The organism is Acidithrix sp. C25 (assembly GCF_904848545.2).
Genome location: NZ_CAJHCI020000007.1, coordinates 426,208 through 442,835, shown reverse-complemented (window position 1 = coordinate 442,835; position 16,628 = coordinate 426,208). Strand labels below are relative to the sequence as shown.

General features: G+C 48.2%; 11 protein-coding genes. 5 read left to right on the top strand and 6 right to left on the bottom strand.

From position 1 onward, the window contains the following. Positions 1 to 10: 10 nt before the first annotated feature. A complete protein-coding gene (gene metH / locus ACIDITHRIX25_RS83480) occupies positions 11 to 3,475 on the top strand; it encodes a methionine synthase (RefSeq protein ID WP_052604525.1) in 3,465 nt (1,154 codons plus the stop codon). Positions 3,476 to 3,755: 280 nt separating this feature from the next. Then, entirely contained in the window at positions 3,756 to 4,340 is a 585-nt protein-coding gene (locus ACIDITHRIX25_RS83475) for a class I SAM-dependent methyltransferase (protein WP_152625840.1), read from the top strand. A gap of 743 nt (positions 4,341 to 5,083) precedes the next feature. On the opposite strand, the gene ACIDITHRIX25_RS83470 is transcribed toward ACIDITHRIX25_RS83475, so the two are convergent. The 3 genes from ACIDITHRIX25_RS83470 to rpe all read right to left on the bottom strand — a co-directional run bounded on the left by ACIDITHRIX25_RS83470 (position 5,084) and on the right by rpe (position 9,845). After that, positions 5,084 to 6,028 carry a phosphoribulokinase gene (locus ACIDITHRIX25_RS83470; RefSeq protein ID WP_052604528.1) on the bottom strand — a complete coding sequence of 315 codons (945 nt, stop codon included), beginning with the start codon at positions 6,026 to 6,028 and terminating at the stop codon, positions 5,084 to 5,086. 128 nt (positions 6,029 to 6,156) lie between these two features. After that, complete coding sequence (gene tkt, locus ACIDITHRIX25_RS83465; protein WP_201731984.1) at positions 6,157 to 9,090, bottom strand: transketolase; 2,934 nt, start codon at positions 9,088 to 9,090, stop codon at positions 6,157 to 6,159. Between the two features lie 65 nt (positions 9,091 to 9,155). After that, positions 9,156 to 9,845, bottom strand: a complete 690-nt coding sequence (gene rpe / locus ACIDITHRIX25_RS83460) for a ribulose-phosphate 3-epimerase (protein WP_082058457.1) — start codon at positions 9,843 to 9,845, stop codon at positions 9,156 to 9,158. Between the two features lie 321 nt (positions 9,846 to 10,166). On the opposite strand from rpe, the gene ACIDITHRIX25_RS83455 reads away from it, so the two are divergent. Next, the gene (locus ACIDITHRIX25_RS83455) at positions 10,167 to 10,853 is read left to right on the top strand and encodes a response regulator (protein ID WP_235347556.1); all 687 of its coding nucleotides are present in this window, start codon (positions 10,167 to 10,169) and stop codon (positions 10,851 to 10,853) included. 69 nt (positions 10,854 to 10,922) lie between these two features. After that, positions 10,923 to 12,074, top strand: a complete 1,152-nt coding sequence (locus ACIDITHRIX25_RS83450; RefSeq protein WP_201731983.1) for a GAF domain-containing sensor histidine kinase — start codon at positions 10,923 to 10,925, stop codon at positions 12,072 to 12,074. A 95-nt stretch (positions 12,075 to 12,169) separates the two neighbouring features. Here ACIDITHRIX25_RS83450 and cbbX read toward each other — a convergent pair whose 3' ends face one another. The 3 genes from cbbX to ACIDITHRIX25_RS83435 form a co-directional block, all read right to left on the bottom strand. Further along, the gene (gene cbbX, locus ACIDITHRIX25_RS83445; RefSeq protein ID WP_052604530.1) at positions 12,170 to 13,111 is read right to left on the bottom strand and encodes a CbbX protein; all 942 of its coding nucleotides are present in this window, start codon (positions 13,109 to 13,111) and stop codon (positions 12,170 to 12,172) included. 243 nt (positions 13,112 to 13,354) lie between these two features. Beyond that, on the bottom strand, positions 13,355 to 13,792 hold the full coding sequence (locus tag ACIDITHRIX25_RS83440) for a ribulose bisphosphate carboxylase small subunit (protein ID WP_201731982.1): 438 nt from the start codon (positions 13,790 to 13,792) through the stop codon (positions 13,355 to 13,357). A gap of 21 nt (positions 13,793 to 13,813) precedes the next feature. Then, positions 13,814 to 15,292 (bottom strand): ribulose-bisphosphate carboxylase large subunit, encoded by a 1,479-nt coding sequence (locus tag ACIDITHRIX25_RS83435; RefSeq protein WP_052604532.1) that lies wholly within the window; start codon positions 15,290 to 15,292, stop codon positions 13,814 to 13,816. Positions 15,293 to 15,533: 241 nt separating this feature from the next. Between ACIDITHRIX25_RS83435 and ACIDITHRIX25_RS83430 the strand changes: the two genes are divergently transcribed. Beyond that, positions 15,534 to 16,445, top strand: a complete 912-nt coding sequence (locus ACIDITHRIX25_RS83430) for a LysR family transcriptional regulator (protein WP_052604533.1) — start codon at positions 15,534 to 15,536, stop codon at positions 16,443 to 16,445. The last annotated feature ends 183 nt before the right edge of the window (positions 16,446 to 16,628 follow it).

Genomic DNA, 16,628 nt, shown 5'->3' with positions numbered 1-16,628 from the left:
GGTTAATAATATGAGCGATTATCTAGAGGCAATTAAAACCAGAGTATTACTTTTCGATGGCGCAACTGGTACCAACCTTCAATTGAGGAACCTAAACGCCGACGACTTTGGCGGAGCGAACTTGGAAGGACTGAATGAAAATCTTGTCTTAACCCGTCCTGACGTGGTAAGAGAGCTCCACGCTAGCTTCTTAGAAGTTGGAAGCGACGTAATTGAGACCAATACCTTTGGGTCATTTCCAATCGTTCTTAGCGAATATGGAGTGCAGGATCGAGCCTTTGAATTAAATCGCATAGGTGCATTGTTGGCTCGAGAGGTCGCAGACTCCTACTCCAGTAAATCCCATCGTCGCTTCGTGGCAGGATCTATGGGTCCCGGCACCAAACTTCCCTCGCTCGGGCAATCGACCTTCGATACTCTTAGGGATGGATATCAACTACAAGCAGAAGGGCTTTTAGTTGGCGGTGTCGATCTTTTTATAATAGAGACCGTCTATGACCTTCTAGGGGCTAAAGCTGCAATAACTGGGGCTCGGCTCGCCATGGAAAAGCTCGACAAGAAAGTTCCGATTCAACTCCAGGTGACAGTCGAACTGACCGGGAGGATGCTGCCAGGAACAGAGATATCTGCCGCGCTAATCGCACTTCGCTCGATGGGGATCGACGTAATTGGAATGAATTGCGCCACTGGACCCGAAGAGATGGGTGAGCACCTTCGATATCTCCATCAAAACACCACACTCCCGATCTCCGCGCAACCCAACGCAGGTCTTCCTTCGGTAGTGGACGGAAAGATGCACTACGACCTAACGCCAGAAGGACTCGCTAGACATCACCACCGCTTCATCAACGAACTCGGAGTTCGAATCGTAGGTGGATGTTGCGGGACAACACCCGAACATATCGCAGCAGTAAGAGAGATAATCACCGACCAGGTGCCGAAATTTGTGACCCTAGATGCACCACCAGCACTCGCCTCTCTCTATAGTTCCGCACCAATCACACAAGAACTGTCATATTTTTCAGTGGGAGAGCGAACCAACGCCAACGGATCCAAACGTTTTCGCGAGGCCATGCTCCAGGGTGATTGGGATACCTGCATCGAGATCGCCAAAGATCAAGTAAAAGAGGGTGCTGATGCAATTGACCTCTGCGTCGATTACACAGGCGCAGATGGCGTTGCAGACATGGAGGAACTCGCCAGTCGATTGGCGACGGCTTCAACACTACCGATCGTTTTAGATTCAACTGAGCCCCTTGTGATCGAGACTGGTCTCAAGCACCTTGGCGGGCGAGCGCTTTTAAACTCGGTGAACTTGGAAGACGGAGATGCTCCCGGAACTCGATTTGATCTATTTTGTCGCCTTGCCAAAAAATATGGAGCAGCTGTAGTTGCAACCTGTATCGACGAAGAAGGCCAGGCACGAACTAAAGAATGGAAGGTAGCGGCAGCTAAAGCCATCTATGAGATAGCGACTAATCGATATGGACTTAGCGCGGCAGATATCTTTTTTGACCCATTGGTGCTTCCAATCTCAACTGGCATGGAAGAATCTCGTAAAGATGGAATCGAGACAATAGAGGGCATCCGAAAGATCAAGGAGTCACTACCGGGGGTCTTTACCATAGTTGGCCTCTCAAACATCTCCTTCGGATTGAAGCCGGCCGCAAGAACGGTCCTCAACTCGGTCTTTCTTGCAGAGTGCACTGCTGCAGGATTGGATGCCGCAATCGTGCATCCATCAAAGATCGTTCCCCTTTCAAAGATTCCACCAGAACAAAAGCAGGTTTGCCTCGACCTCATCTACGATCGTCGCACCGCCGACTACGATCCCCTCTCGGCCCTTATCGACCTCTTCGAAGGTGTCAATGAAAAGGCGGCGGTGAAGGAGGATTTAGCGTCTCTTCCCATCTCCGAACGTCTCCAAAGAAGAATCATCGATGGGGACAAAAATAATATCGTCGCCGATCTCCATGACGCGCTAGAGAGTGGAATTCCAGCACTGGAAATTATCAATGAATATCTCCTATCTGGCATGAAGGTAGTGGGTGAACTCTTTGGAGCGGGCCAAATGCAGCTTCCATTCGTCCTCTCCTCGGCCGAAGCGATGAAACGTGCTATCTCGTATCTGGAGCCATATCTTGAAAAAGGACAAGCCAATAAAAAGGGAAGGATCGTCTTGGCCACAGTCAAGGGTGACGTCCACGACATTGGCAAAAACCTAGTAGATATCATCTTCTCCAATAACGGCTATGAAGTACACAACCTCGGCATCAAAGTTTCAATCTCTGAGATGATCGCCAAGGCAATTGAGATAAAAGCAGATGCAATTGGCATGAGTGGTCTTTTGGTCAAATCTACGCTTATCATGCGAGAAAACCTAGAGGAATTGAATTCCAGAGAGCTCTCATCGATTCCCGTCATACTCGGTGGAGCCGCACTGACAAGGACTTACGTCGAACAAGACCTCAGAAAAATCTACCAAGGTCGTCTCTTTTACGGCAAAGATGCATTCGAGGGCTTGGACGTCATGAACAAGTTGGCAGAAATAAGAGAGGGTTCAATACAAGATGACGATTTTGGACGCAAACTCTCCGAGCGAAAACTGGGGCCAAAGCGCTCAGAGACGATGTCATCTCTCCCAGAAGTTGCAGCCATACGGTCCTCTGAAGTTGCGATAGACAACAAGATCTACAAGCCTCCATTTCTTGGAACCCGAATAGTCTCTGGAATTTCAATCGACGAAATCGCAGGTTTTATAAATGAAACTGCACTCTTTCGCAATCAATGGGGATTTAGGCCCGAAAATGGTGAAAGCGACGGAGAATTCAAAGAGAGAATTCGATCAATCTTTCGATTGGAGCTCGAAGAGGCCAAAGCGAGCAACTGCCTAATCCCCAAAGTGGCCTATGGCTACTTTGTGGCTGCTTCAGCGGGAAACCAACTCCTGATATATGAAGACGAAAGCCGATCTAAGGTGATTGAAACCTTTGATTTCCCCCGTCAAAAGGTTGAACCCCACCTTTGCATAGCTGACTTTTTTAGACCTTATGATTCGCCCGAGGTCGACTACATCGCAATGCACGCGGTAACCATGGGATCTGAGGTCTCGGCCCGTACAGCAAAACTCTTTGAAGGCGGTGACTTCAATGCATATCTTCGCCTTCATGGTCTTGGCGTTGAGATGGCAGAGGCACTTGCGGAACTTTGGCACCTACGCATCAGGGTCGAAATGGGCTTTGGAGATGAGGACGACAATTCAGTCCTCGGGCTATTTCGCCAACGTTACCGAGGTGGTCGATACTCCTTTGGCTATCCAGCTTGTCCCAAGCTAGAAGACAATGAAAAGCTCGTATCGCTCTTAGGCGCGACACGGATCGGCATTGAAGTCTCAGAGGGCTTTCAACTTCACCCCGAACAGACAACTACTGCGATAATCTGCCACCACCCCCGAGCTAAATACTTTGTCGCCTAGAAACTCCCCACGGAGCCACTCATTACCAAAATAGCTGCTATCGACATCTTCTTTTACATCTCCGCATCCTATGGGAGACGTAAAAGAAGATAAACCCATGAGTAACAGGCGCAGGCACAATTATCAGAGATGGCGCGTTTTGGTGATTTGAAGGTGACGAAAAAAATCTCGATATACCGTTCTTTTGGCATCACCGCACCTATAGGTCAATCTGTAGTATATACTACAGTTAAAGGCGTAAATAGCATATGACCTCTACAACTTGGAAAGCAGGTTAATCGTGAGTAATGCACAAATGTGGAACGAGCGCTATGCAGGGATCGATCGACTTTGGATTCCAGAACCAGATCCCAAGCTCGCTGATGTTATATCAAACTTTTCCCCTGGCAAGGCGTTAGACCTAGGATGCGGCGAAGGCCGCAATGCAATGTACTTAGCTAAAACCAACTGGGAGGTGACAGCGGTAGATTTTTCCAGCGTTGCCCTTGAAAGATTAGCCAGAGCGGCAAATGAAGCGGGAGTGAAAGTAGATACGATCTGTAGCGACATCTTTGACTTTCTAGATCAAGATGACAGCTATGACCTAATCGTTATTGCTAACATTCACCCTTCAAGAACCTTGCGATTAGAGCTGTATAAAAAGGCCATTAAGAGAATAAGTTTGGGCGGACACCTATTTCTAATTGGACACCATATCGAATCGCTCGGAATAGTCGGGCCATCAGATCCAGACCTACTGATGGACGACTCCGAAGTCACAGAGGCCTTTGTGGATCAGAAGATCGTGCGACTTGAAAAGATCACGGATATCGCAGACCACGGTCATTCGGCACCCTCTCTATTAGCGGTGATCGAAAAACTTTGATCCCCTCGTAGGCGGCAACATCCGCTGAAGGGTTTCACCGTGAACTCACCTTCTTTTCTTTACAAACAGGACCTATGTGCTCACGGACCAGGCATTCAAAGATAGGCAATACCGCTGAAAACCAACCATATAGATTTAGTTTTCAGCGGCCACGGTAATTCACAAGACAAAACGACCTTTGAAGGCTATTACAAGAAATAGACAATCAAAATGGTCGCCTTCTTGCTTATGGCGTTGGCTTCCTGCCGCCAAACCAGGATGACATTGCCCATCTGGTATTGGTCGGGGAGTGGACTTTTGGCTTCAAAGCCTGAAAAGAATATCTTTCGATCAATCTTTGGTAATCGACATAAAAGCCACTATGTACGTTCAGCTGGTAGGAGATGCAAGAAAAGCCATTGACATGACGAACCATCGATTTGCAAAATCACCTATGAAACAACTTTTAGATCTCCCGGTGAAAACCGCCTTAATCTGGCACTTTACATCTAGAGCTAATTGGTTCGATCGCAAATCCACTACTCAATAAGAAATCATTCCGTTAGAGTGATGTCTCTCCATCCTCACCGAAGATAGACCCGACTAATTATTTGGCTGAAACGATGATCCCGTCAGAACCACGCTTAAATTAAGATCATCACAATCTCTAAAATGACAGTTAGAAGTACTCTAAAATAACCGTTACCAAGACTTCGACTAACCATTTGAACCGGGATAAATCCCGATAAGACATGTGACGCCAATCAGCCTTTGGCGGCCTGCAAAAGGTGATAAAGCAGGTACAGCTGTGCGATCGCTAATGGTTCGCTACGCTTCTCATCTGTAATTCGTCCCAGCGAACTTGGAAGAGGCTGGTCGATCCCTAGCCTCGACCAGATCGCCTCTTTTATTTCGCTCGCTACTTCTTTGGATGCATGACCATGTATGTGAAGCACGTCAACTGGCTTATTGTCATCGTCGCGCATCAGCTTTAGATGTATAGCCTCTCTCGTATCGGATGAGAGTAGGTCAGAGATAGCTGGGTGGTCAATCGTTGGCCTAAGAAGGATTGACACCGACAACGGAATCTCCTCGCCTTCGCCAGGTGAAGCCTTGGCGAAGCTCATGACGATATCTGCATTGGCTCGTTGCGGGCGGATATATGCGCCAGACTCCGGCTCACGCTTATCAAGATCTGCTAGAACCTGCTCTTTTGTATAACCACGTTGAGATACGTCGCGTTGTACCTTCCACTCACGTCGAACGCTCTCTGGGGGGTCCAAGAAGACCGTTACATCAAAGCAAGCCCTCGACAACTTAGACCAAAGGGGAAATAGGCCCTCTACAACGACAAAGTCCTTAGGTTCAAACAAAACTGGACGATCCAGAGTCCCGTGATGGTGGCTATAGAGTGGCTTTAGGATTGGTTGACCCGTTGCGAGCAGTTGCAGATGCTGCTCCATGATCTCCAAATAGTTGCAATTAGGGTGCAGCGGAGTAAAGGGAAGATTCTTCCGTTCATTTCGGTCGTAACGATGATAGTCATCGGTACAAAATGAAGATATGTTAGCCGGGCCGAGCGCCTCGACAAGGCCCCGAGTCAGGGTTGTCTTGCCGACCGCCGAATCTCCAGCGATTGCCAACATGGGTACGTGTCGGCGTAAACGATTTCGGTTAGCCCGTTCAATCATCGCAAGTCGATGCGGCATTGGTGCCCTTTCGTTATTGTACTAGTTCATTTTGGATACAAAAATCTAAAGGGCCCTAAAAAAGATTCTAAAATCTTCCTAGGGCCCTGAAATATAGAGTCCTAACTTCAAATCTGGGAATTTACAACCTAGGCAAATTGCGATACGACGGAATAGCTCCCATTTCGAATCAAAGCGCTAGATATGTAGAGGGATCCGTCTCGATAGGTGACGGGTTCCAATACGCCAGCTCCAGTTACAGAGGTTATGGCCACAACTGGCTCTGCTAAAATCAAGGCATCTTGATCAAAGACAGTGTCGATAATTGAAGCGTCAAAAGAAATTATCTGAGCTCGCTCAGCGTCACTCTGGGGGGTCAATTGACCTTGGAATTCACCGCCTAGGGCCTTGGTCATAGCTGCCATAATGATGCCCTCTGGTGCTCCACCAATCCCAAAGAGTGCATCGATATGACCGACAAGAACCTCGAACGCTCCCATCACATCGCCATCTGGGATTTCACGAACCCTGGCTCCAATTTTACGAATACGCGAGATAAGCTCCTTATGGCGAGGCTTGTCAAGTACAACTATCTCAATCTCACCGATCGACTTATCCAAGACCTTTGCCAGAGCTTCAACGTTAGATTCAATCGAATTCGAAAGAGTAAGCGCACCCTTGGCTCGAGAGCCAACGACCATCTTGTCCATGTAATATCCTGGCAGATACTTGAAGGTACCCCTCGGAGCTGCAGCAATTACTGAGACCGCACCTGGCTGGCCTTTTGCTACGTAATTTGTACCCTCAAGCGGGTCTACCGCAATGTCAAAGGTAGGTCCAGCTCCACTTCCTAAGCGCTCTCCGCGATAGAGCATTGGAGCCTCGTCCTTTTCTCCTTCACCAATTACGACTTCAAGTGCAATTGGAGCCTTGTTAAGAGCTCTTCGCATAGCCCCCACTGCCAATGAATCAGCAGAGTTGCGATCGCCCCTACCAACTTTTGAGAAACTAGCCTTAGCGGCGTCGACGCAGGCTAGAACAATATTGCGCTCTAGGACTAGATTTGCATTTAGGTACTCTAGGTCGTGGCTATCTTTTTTGGTCGACTCAATTCTTGACAAAGTTTCACGGAACGATTGCGCAACCTTTTCGCCCGAAAAACCAAAGTGGGCTTGGACTTCTGAGCCTTTACCGGAGGCGCCATACGAATGCATAGCGATTATGTCTGCTTCGCTAGCCACAACTGGCTCCCAGCCAAGAGGAATGCCTGCCTCTACGACAAGCGTGGGAAGTCCCGAAGTTAGAGCCTCGATTCTCCCTCGATAGACGTCCAAGAATCGCTCGCGCCACATTACCGAGACCACGCGCACCGAGATACCGTCATTTTGCTTCAAGATCTCTGCGGCCTCTAGTGCAATTACCACTTCAGATCCGCTCGAGATGATTACCCCTCTGGCATCTTGAGGGTCGGAGATTATCTGCATTCCAGAGTCGTTGACCCAAGCTGGATCACCATGTGTAGTAACGGTTGGAAGACCTTGTCGAGAAAGCACTAATACAGATGGCATCGAAGGGTCCCCAATGGAGGTTGCCCAGGCTGCAGCTGTCTCATTTGCATCCGCTGGACGCATTACACGAAGGTTTGGGATAGCCCTTAGAGCTGCTAGATGTTCAACCGGCTCATGTGTTGGGCCGTCTTCTCCGACTGCAATGGAATCATGGGTGAATACGAAATTGACGCCCAAGCCCATAATGGCTGCTAGGCGCACAGACGGACGACAATAGTCGGAAAAGACCAGAAAAGTTGATCCATAAGCCACAAAGCCACCATGAAGTGCAATCCCGTTTAGGAGTGCAGCCATCCCATGCTCACGAATTCCAAAGTTAATCTCTCTGCCTAGATAATTAGACGATGAGACAAAGTCCAGACCAAGGTTTGTACCAGTCGACTCGGCCAAGTCAGCAGAGCCGCCAATAAGGAAAGGTAGAGCTTCGCTCAACTGGATCAAGACCTCTTTGGAGGATATTCTCGTAGCCAATGCCTTATCTGGACTAAATGGTTTGATCGACCCAGCGATCTCACCTGGAGAAGGCACTACTGGAGAGATTATTTGACGCACCTCATTAGATAGCTCTTTATAACGTTCTCTCCATGCAGCCGCAAGCTTTTCGCCCTTTTGCACGCTAGAGCGGGCGTGGTCATAGATCGCTTGCGGCACTTCAAAGGGAGGATAGGTCCACTTGTAAAACTCTTTAGTGCCCGCGATCTCCTTAGCGCCTAAGGCCGATCCATGTACCGAGCTCTTACCCGCCTTGGTAGGAGCGCCATATCCAATTACCGTCCGCAGTTCAATCAGTGTCGGTCCGCCCGTGTTTTCGCGAGCCTTATTGAACGCTGATTCGATAAGATCGAGATCCTCATGATCTTCTACCAAAATGGTATTCCAACCATAGCTTTCGAAACGACCTCGAATATTATCTGTGCAGGACAGTGTGGCATCGCCTGTAATCGTTATATTGTTGGAGTCAAACAATACAATCAGCTTATTCAAACCTAGATGACCAGCCAAAGAGCCTGCTTCGTGAGAGATGCCCTCCATGAGGTCGCCGTCTGAAGCAAAGACGTAAGTGTGATGGTCTATTACTCCTTTAGCTCCTGCGGCATCAACTCGGCTCGCCATCATAGCTTCGGCAAGGGCCATACCAACGGCGCTAGAGATCCCTTGACCCAGCGGACCGGTCGTCATTTCAACGCCAGTTGTGTGATGGTATTCGGGGTGTCCTGGTGTCTTTGAACCCAATTGACGAAAGCCCTGGAGGTCTTGGACCTCAAGTCCATAGCCAAAAAGGTGCAAGAGCGAGTAGACGAGTGCCGATCCATGGCCAGCCGAGAGTACGAATCGATCGCGATCGGCCCAGGTTGGATCAGATGGTGCATGCTTTAGCACCCGAGAAAACAAAGTATATGCGGCAGGTGCAAGTCCCAGAGGAAGGCCCGGATGGCCCGAATTAGCGTGCTCCACCTGATCTATCGAAAGCATCCTTAGCGCGGTTACGCAAAGTTGATCATTGTCGTTTGTCATAAAATCTTTCCGATCGTTTAACGTTCATACCTCTTAGTTAACGGCTTTATGTCGCAAGAGGGTCTTTAGGCTTTTCGTTTGGCTTGACCTGCTAAATTGCGAATTTCAGTCACTGCGGCCTCAAGGCCGTCGGGATGTTTAAAGAGAGAAGAGCCAGCAACCAATGTTCTTGCGCCCGCACTCACAGCACCCTCAACGGTAGAGGAGGAGATTCCCCCATCAACCTCAATTTCAATTTCATGACTAAACGAGTTTGCCAATTCATAGGCTGAGCTAATCTTTGACTCCATCGTCGAAATGTAGGCCTGGCCACCAAAGCCAGGATTAACCGTCATAATCAGGATTAGATCTAACAAATCCACGACATTCTCTATGGCACAGATAGGGGTTGCCGGGTTCAGTGCCACGCCGACCTTAGCCCCAGCTTGTCTCACGCGACCCAGAGTCCGATGAAGATGTCGAGTTGACTCAGCATGAATGATAAGCAGCTCACAGCCTGCCGCTACATATTTTTCGATATATTGATCTGGATCAACAATCATAAGATGAGCCTCAAAACCAAGAGTCGTAACTTTTCGCGCCGACGCTATGGTATCTGGACCAAATGTAAGATTTGGTACAAAGACACCATCCATAACGTCCCATTGAATTCGATCCACACCCGCTTTTTCCAACTCCACAACCGCATTACCTAGTTGTGAAAAGTCAGCAGGTAGCACCGAAGGGATTACCAAAATATTCTGCTTTACACCCATCGTCAACCCCCTATTTGGAAAAACTGCGTACCTTTAGATCTTTCCTAAAAACAGTTAATCAACTCACAGCCTAAAGCGGTCCGCTGCATAGTGAATAATCCGAATTGATCATTACAATTTAGAAAAGAATCTAGGCGACCTAAACACCTATACTCTTCCCACATAAGAGGGATTTACCAAACTGAGATCGACCAATGTCACATTGAGGAGTACCATCAAATAAGGTGTTCATTATTGAAAAAGTCGCAAGTAACGGCTATCTCGCCCTTAAATTTTTTCTAACTGTAGCTTTCTAGCTATTTTCGCATGGGACCAACAGACGTGGAACAAGATAACGACACTAAAGATGCAATGACAGAGATGATCTCGGTCCTTTTAGTCGACGATCAAGACATCATTCTGGATGGAATCAGTTCAATGATGAAGCGATTCGAGAATCAGATCAAAATTGTGGGCAAGGTTAAGGATGCACAAAGCGCTATCGCCTTTGTCACTACAAACCAATTAGACATCGTAATCACCGACGTACGTCTCAAAAACGACAGCGGCATCGATCTCTGCAGGGAAATCTCCAAGTCATTTCCTGATGTTTCGGTCGTCATGCTAACTGTCTACGATGACGAGCAGTATCTATTTCAAGCCCTACGATCTGGAGCAAAAGGGTTTCTTCTCAAACAGATCACCGCTGCTGAACTGCTAGAGCAACTCCTACGGGTACAAAACGGTGATATCGTCGTCGATCCTCAGCTAGCGGGCAGGGTTGCACTATCTGCGGCACGTCTTCACTCGGGTGAATTCTGGCCAGGAGCACACCTAGGGTTAACGCAAAGGGAGTCAGAGGTCCTTGACCTTGTGACCAAGGGAAACTCAAACAAGGCAATCGCAGCGAAGCTCTTCGTTGGAGAAGAGACAGTCAAGACCCACCTGAGCGCGGTCTATCGCAAACTCGGCGTCAAAGATAGGACTGCAGCTGTAGCACTTGCAATGCGCGAAGCAATCTTTAGATAACAATAATGCAAAAGCCCCTTTTGAAAGGGATAAGGGAAATCCCAAAATGATGAGTCTTTGGAGTTCACATTGAAAGATCACTTGCTTCGTCAAATTATTGACGCAATGCCACACGTCACAGATCTAGAAGAGCTAGCAGATCACGTTGCTGAACTTGTGATAGGGGCTTTCGGTGCAGACGTATGCTTCGTCTATCTCCTAGACGAGGACCAAAGACATATCAGTCTGATTGGCGCGACACCTCCTTATTCGATCCATAGGGGCAAGATTCGCCTAGCCGTTGGAGATGGTATCTCGGGATGGGTCGCTCAATCCAAGATACCTTTAATTGTTCCCGACAAATGGGCGGACAGTAGATACCGTTATATGCCTGAACTGGAGGGGGAAAACTTCAATTTCCTGATCTCGGTGCCGATGATGAGACCTGGTGAGGTAGTAGTTGGCGTCCTAAATGTCCATTGGCGCGAATTGCCAAGCGAGAGCGAATCGATCTTGGTGGACCTGCAATATGTCGCCAACCTATTTGCCGGCAACGTCGAAATGGCCGCCCTCGTTGAAAAACTTGCCCGACGCGAGAGTCAACTTGAAAAATTCGCAGCTGACACTATCGATGCAGCGGAGTTAGAGCGAAAGCGAATCGCAAGAGATATTCATGATGGCCTTGGACAACTCCTACACTCGGCACTCTACCATCTAGATGCTGCAATGTATCCAGAATCGATGAACGCCTCACGTATAGAGATAACTGCGGCCAAAGATCTCGTCGTCTCGGCCATCTCAGAGGTAAAAGAGACAATATCCCGCCTTCGACCAGGAATCCTAGATGACCTTGGTCTTATGGCGGGCTTAGCAAGTCTTTGCAATTCGATAAAAAACCCCGAAGTTGACGTCGAACTTCCCGAGGTCTTCGATGCGATCCTCGCTAGCGCAGCCGAGATCACCATCTACCGAATTACCCAAGAAGCGCTGGCAAACATCATCAAACACTCCGGGGCAACTTGGGCATCGCTGAAGATTTGGCTCGACTACGAACTTCGGATTCTACATGCGATTATCTCCGACGATGGAGCGGGGTTCGATGTCGACGATGTCAATAACGGCCACGGAATTCAAGGTATGAGGGAAAGAGTTGAGCTAATCGGAGCAAGCCTCGAGGTATTTTCACGCGCAAACCATGGAACAAAGATCCACCTCAAAGTACCATTCTCCCTAAATCAATAGAATCATGTTTGGGTAAATTAGATTCCAAGCTCTCATCGCAGAAGCTATATCTCTAGCCAACCCTAAAACCTCCAAACACCAAGGGGTTTCGCGAATCAATCTTTAGGTCCAGGCTCCAAAAATATTCTACTGGCCAAGAAGTCAACATCTTCGATAGTCATTAGGTCTAACCGGGTAAGGCGATCTCCTCGACGTTCAAACAACCTATTCGCCTGTCGAAGTCGGGCTCTATCCAGAGCGTTCCGGATCGATCGTGCATTTGCAAAGAATGGCTGCTCCATCCGCCGTTGTACATATTGTTCAAAGACGGCTTCGGCTTTCCCGCTCATTACGTAGTTCTGCTCAGCTAACATCAACTTAGCGATTGTCACAAGCTCCGTCTTGGTGTAATCAGGGAAGTCGATATGGTGTGCAATCCGAGATGACATCCCAGGATTACTAGTGAAAAACTTGTCCATGCGATCTTTATAACCAGCCAAGATCACGACAAGATCGTCCCTTTGGTTCTCCATAACCTGTAGAAGAATCTCGATCGCTTCGCCACCATAGTCGCGCTCGTTCTCCGGCTTGTAGAGATAGTAGGCCTCATCGATAAAGAGCACTCCCCCCATCGCCTTCTTGAGAATCTCCTTGGTCTTAGGCGCCGTATGGCCGATATATTGACCCACTAAGTCGTCGCGAGTAACCGAGACCAAATGACCTTGTCGTACATATCCAAGACGATGCAGTATCTCTGCCATGCGCAAAGCCACAGTCGTCTTACCGGTGCCAGGATTTCCCGTAAAGCTCATATGCATCGAGGGTGCGCCAGAGGAAAGATCCAACTGACGACGCACTCGATCGACCAGCAAAAGTGAAGCTACCTCGCCAATTCGCGTCTTAACCGGTTTCAAACCAACGAGTTCTTTATCGAGCTTCTCCAAGATACTTGCGATATTCGACTCTTTGTATACCACATCCAAATCAACGAAATCATCTGCCGTGCCCAGAGAGAGGTTGTCTTCGTCGTCACTTACATTAGCGCCAAGGTCATCCATCTAAATTCTTTCTTCTCACTAAGCCACCAATAAGAGGTCCTCACCGCAAACACTCAAGCAAAGAGGCAAACAAGCTGACCATCTAAGTTCATAAATACTCATTCGACTGAGCCAATCACCTTGAATCTATTAGATGTGACAGAGAAAAATAGTGGAGTTTTTGAGAAAACAGCTCATAAAAGCCACCTCAGCCACTCCACCGTCAGTCATAAATAGTATTTTCAATAAAGGCGAGGGGTATCTCTATGGATACCTTTCACCCTCTGGTTGATCCGTGGCATAAGGGGTGATCGAGTATCTAATCGATCGACCATCGACCTCTTGTCGCATAAGTCTAAACCCTGGCTCGTTGGGTGGGCGATTCACCATAAATGACATAGTTGGGCTCTCCGTGCCTCGATCTGAACCAAATGCCATAACACGGATGTAATAGTTAGGAAAGGTCGCCCGGCACTGATTGATCTCCCCCATAATGCCAGCTGGGTCCTTTAGGTCAAACATTGGCATACCATACATCTCCCAGTAGGTATTACGGGGATGGGGGTCGTCGGTATACTCCACGCTAAGCGCCCAACCGTGGTCAATAGCCCACTTTATCTGTAGCATTATCTGCTCGTCGCTAAGTTCTGGAAGAAACGAGAATTGACCCTGAGTCACTCGATTTGCTGGATTGGTCATCATAATCTAATCGTCTCCCTAGATCTAAAAGCTTGCCGTAGGTGTGGGAACAAAATCTGCAGTGTCGGTAGATTCATAGTTGAAGGTAACGTCCTTCCAGGTATCCAATGCTGCTCTTAGAGGAGTACACCACTTTGCCGCCTGCGCCAAGATCTCTGGCCCTTCGTTGAGATAATCCCTACCTTCATTTCGAGCCATGATCATAGCCTCTAAGGCCACACGATTTGCAGTTGCTCCCGCTTGGATACCCATTGGATGGCCAATGGTGCCACCGCCAAATTGAAGAATTACATCTTCGCCTAGGTAGTGAATCAACTGATGCATTTGACCAGCGTGAATTCCACCGGAAGCGACTGGCATTACCTTATTTAAAGATGCCCAATCCTGATCAAAGAATATCCCGTTCTCGAGCGACATCGGAGTACGCACCTCTCGAAGGGTGTCATAGAATCCCTTGATCATCAAAGGATCGCCTTCCAATTTGCCAACTACTGTCCCTGCGTGGATATGATCAACGCCTGCCATCCTCATCCATTTGCAAATGACACGAAAGTTCATCCCGTGATTCTTCTGTCTGGAATATGTCGAATTACCAGCACGATGCAGGTGAAGAATCATATCGTTTTTCCTAGCCCAATTGGCCATCGATTGAATCGCTGTATAGCCAACTACTAGGTCGATCATGACAACAATGGATCCCAGCGATTTGGCGAATTCAGCACGCTCATACATCTGTTCCATCGTCCCTGCGGTAACGTTTAGATAGTGGCCTTTCACCTCTCCAGTTGCGGCTGAAGCCCGATTTACCGCCTCCATTACGTAAAGAAAACGATCGCGCCAGTGCATGAAAGGCTGCGAATTGATATTCTCATCGTCTTTCACAAAGTCGAGGCCACCTTTGAGCGCTTCGTAGACAACTCGGCCGTAGTTGCGACCTGAAAGCCCCAGCTTCGGCTTGGTGGTAGCTCCAAGAAGTGGACGTCCAAACTTATCGAGCCTTTCGCGCTCAACGATGATTCCCGTCGCTGGACCCTGAAAAGTTTTAAGGTAGGCGACCGGAAGCCTCATGTCCTCAAGTCTCAAAGCTTTTACCGCCTTGAAACCAAAGACGTTGCCAATGATTGAAGCAGTCAAATTGGCAATCGAACCCTCTTCAAAAAGATCCAAGTCGTAGGCAATGTAAGCAAAATACTGAGCTTCGGTATTGGTACCGACGCCGGTATTTGGAACCGGATCAACACGATAGGCTTTCGCGCGATAGAGCTCGCAAGCGGTCAATCGATCTGTCCACACGACCGTCCAGGTCGCAGTAGAAGATTCCCCAGCTACAGCAGCTGCTGCTTCCTCTGGATCAACCCCTGGCTGTGGTGTAATTCTAAAAAGTGCCAGAACATCTGTATCCTTGGGGATGTAATCGGGTTCCCAATAACCCATCTGCTTGTAGGGTATTACGCCAGACTTATAACGTTCGTTTGCTTCGCCACCGGCTGATGTTTTATCCATTTGATGGATAGCCTCCTTCGATTGTCAATGCGCAGTTACCGCTAGAGCCGCTCCAATAGATCGCACGGTCCTCAATCCCTACAGAATTTTCAGGGAGAAATAACCGGACGCCTTATAAGAAAACTATGAAAGCCATTAGCGAGCCACGCACCCTCTACATACCCACTCTAGACTCTTCAATAAGTCATACATCTGAAAAAAGCACGGTTTTTGACTCAAACAAGACGGTAAAATCAGCGCTATGACCTTCAATCAACTTCGAACCCTTGTAGCAGTCGTTCAAAACGGGTCGATTACCGGCGCCGCAGACGAACTCTACCTCTCTCAATCTGCAGTCTCTTCTTCTATTTATGCCTTGCGCGACGAACTTGGAATTGAACTTTTCTCTAAATCTGGACGAAACATCGAACCTACACCCGCATGTTTAGTTCTATACAAGCAAGCCAAGGTGATCTTAGGCATGGCGGAGAAGGCAAAGATTGAGGCTATCGCCACGTCAGACACTAAGAAAAGGATACTTAGAATGGCCTCAGTCACCACTGCAGGCGAGGCGTTGCTACCTCGGTGGATACGGTCATATATAGATTCACAAAGCGACGTTGAAATTCGCAGTCATGTTGAAAACCGTTCCCGAGTATTCGAATTGCTCGAATCTCACTCGGTAGACCTCGTTATTGCGGGACGTCCACCGCTTGGAATGGCCTTCAAAACCCTAGCCGTTCGCCCGCATAAGCTGATGCTTGTGGCATCTGCAAATTCCGAGATTGCCAAAATCTATGAAGCTGGAGGTGACGTCACCTCCCTCTTAGCTCGATCTACCTGGCTCATGAGAGAGGAAAAGTCGGGCACACGCAAAAGTCTCGAAGAGTTGCTTGACCTCCTGGCAATATCGCCTCGTATGCTGACGATCGGATCCAACGTGGCACTGCGAGAAGCTGTAGCCCTTGATATAGGTGTGACTTTATTGTCCTCAGATACGGTCAGTACTCAACTTGAAATGGGTATTTTGAAGGAAATTAACGTCCCTCCATTGCCAATTGTAAAACAATGGCATATTACCTCCCGGGACGAAGATGGAGTTCAAGCAGAGATTGCGGCCAACTTTGCCAACCACCTCATCGAGCACAAATTCGTCTCCGCCTTGCCCTCTTAGGTGAAAATATGCTATCTGCTCAACCGACCTTATGGCTGGCGAATTGGGTCATAGATCTCAATTTCTCAAATGAAACCTTAGTGGAACAGGCAAGTTCAAAAACTCAACGATCAAGTCCAAGTCAAGCTAGCTCTCGACAATTTAAACCTTGGCACACTTAAACCTTGGCATTGAATGGCTACC

Excerpts from the sequence above, each read along its gene's own strand:
- rpe (WP_082058457.1), bottom strand. The coding sequence starts at position 9,845 with ATGGGTGTAAAGCAGAATATTTTGGTAATCCCTTCGGTGCTACCTGCT.
- metH (WP_052604525.1), top strand. The coding sequence starts at position 11 with ATGAGCGATTATCTAGAGGCAATTAAAACCAGAGTATTACTTTTCGAT.
- ACIDITHRIX25_RS83470 (WP_052604528.1), bottom strand. The coding sequence starts at position 6,028 with ATGCCGCATCGACTTGCGATGATTGAACGGGCTAACCGAAATCGTTTA.
- ACIDITHRIX25_RS83430 (WP_052604533.1), top strand. The coding sequence starts at position 15,534 with ATGACCTTCAATCAACTTCGAACCCTTGTAGCAGTCGTTCAAAACGGG.
- ACIDITHRIX25_RS83435 (WP_052604532.1), bottom strand. The coding sequence starts at position 15,292 with ATGGATAAAACATCAGCCGGTGGCGAAGCAAACGAACGTTATAAGTCT.
- tkt (WP_201731984.1), bottom strand. The coding sequence starts at position 9,090 with ATGACAAACGACAATGATCAACTTTGCGTAACCGCGCTAAGGATGCTT.
- cbbX (WP_052604530.1), bottom strand. The coding sequence starts at position 13,111 with ATGGATGACCTTGGCGCTAATGTAAGTGACGACGAAGACAACCTCTCT.
- ACIDITHRIX25_RS83440 (WP_201731982.1), bottom strand. The coding sequence starts at position 13,792 with ATGATGACCAATCCAGCAAATCGAGTGACTCAGGGTCAATTCTCGTTT.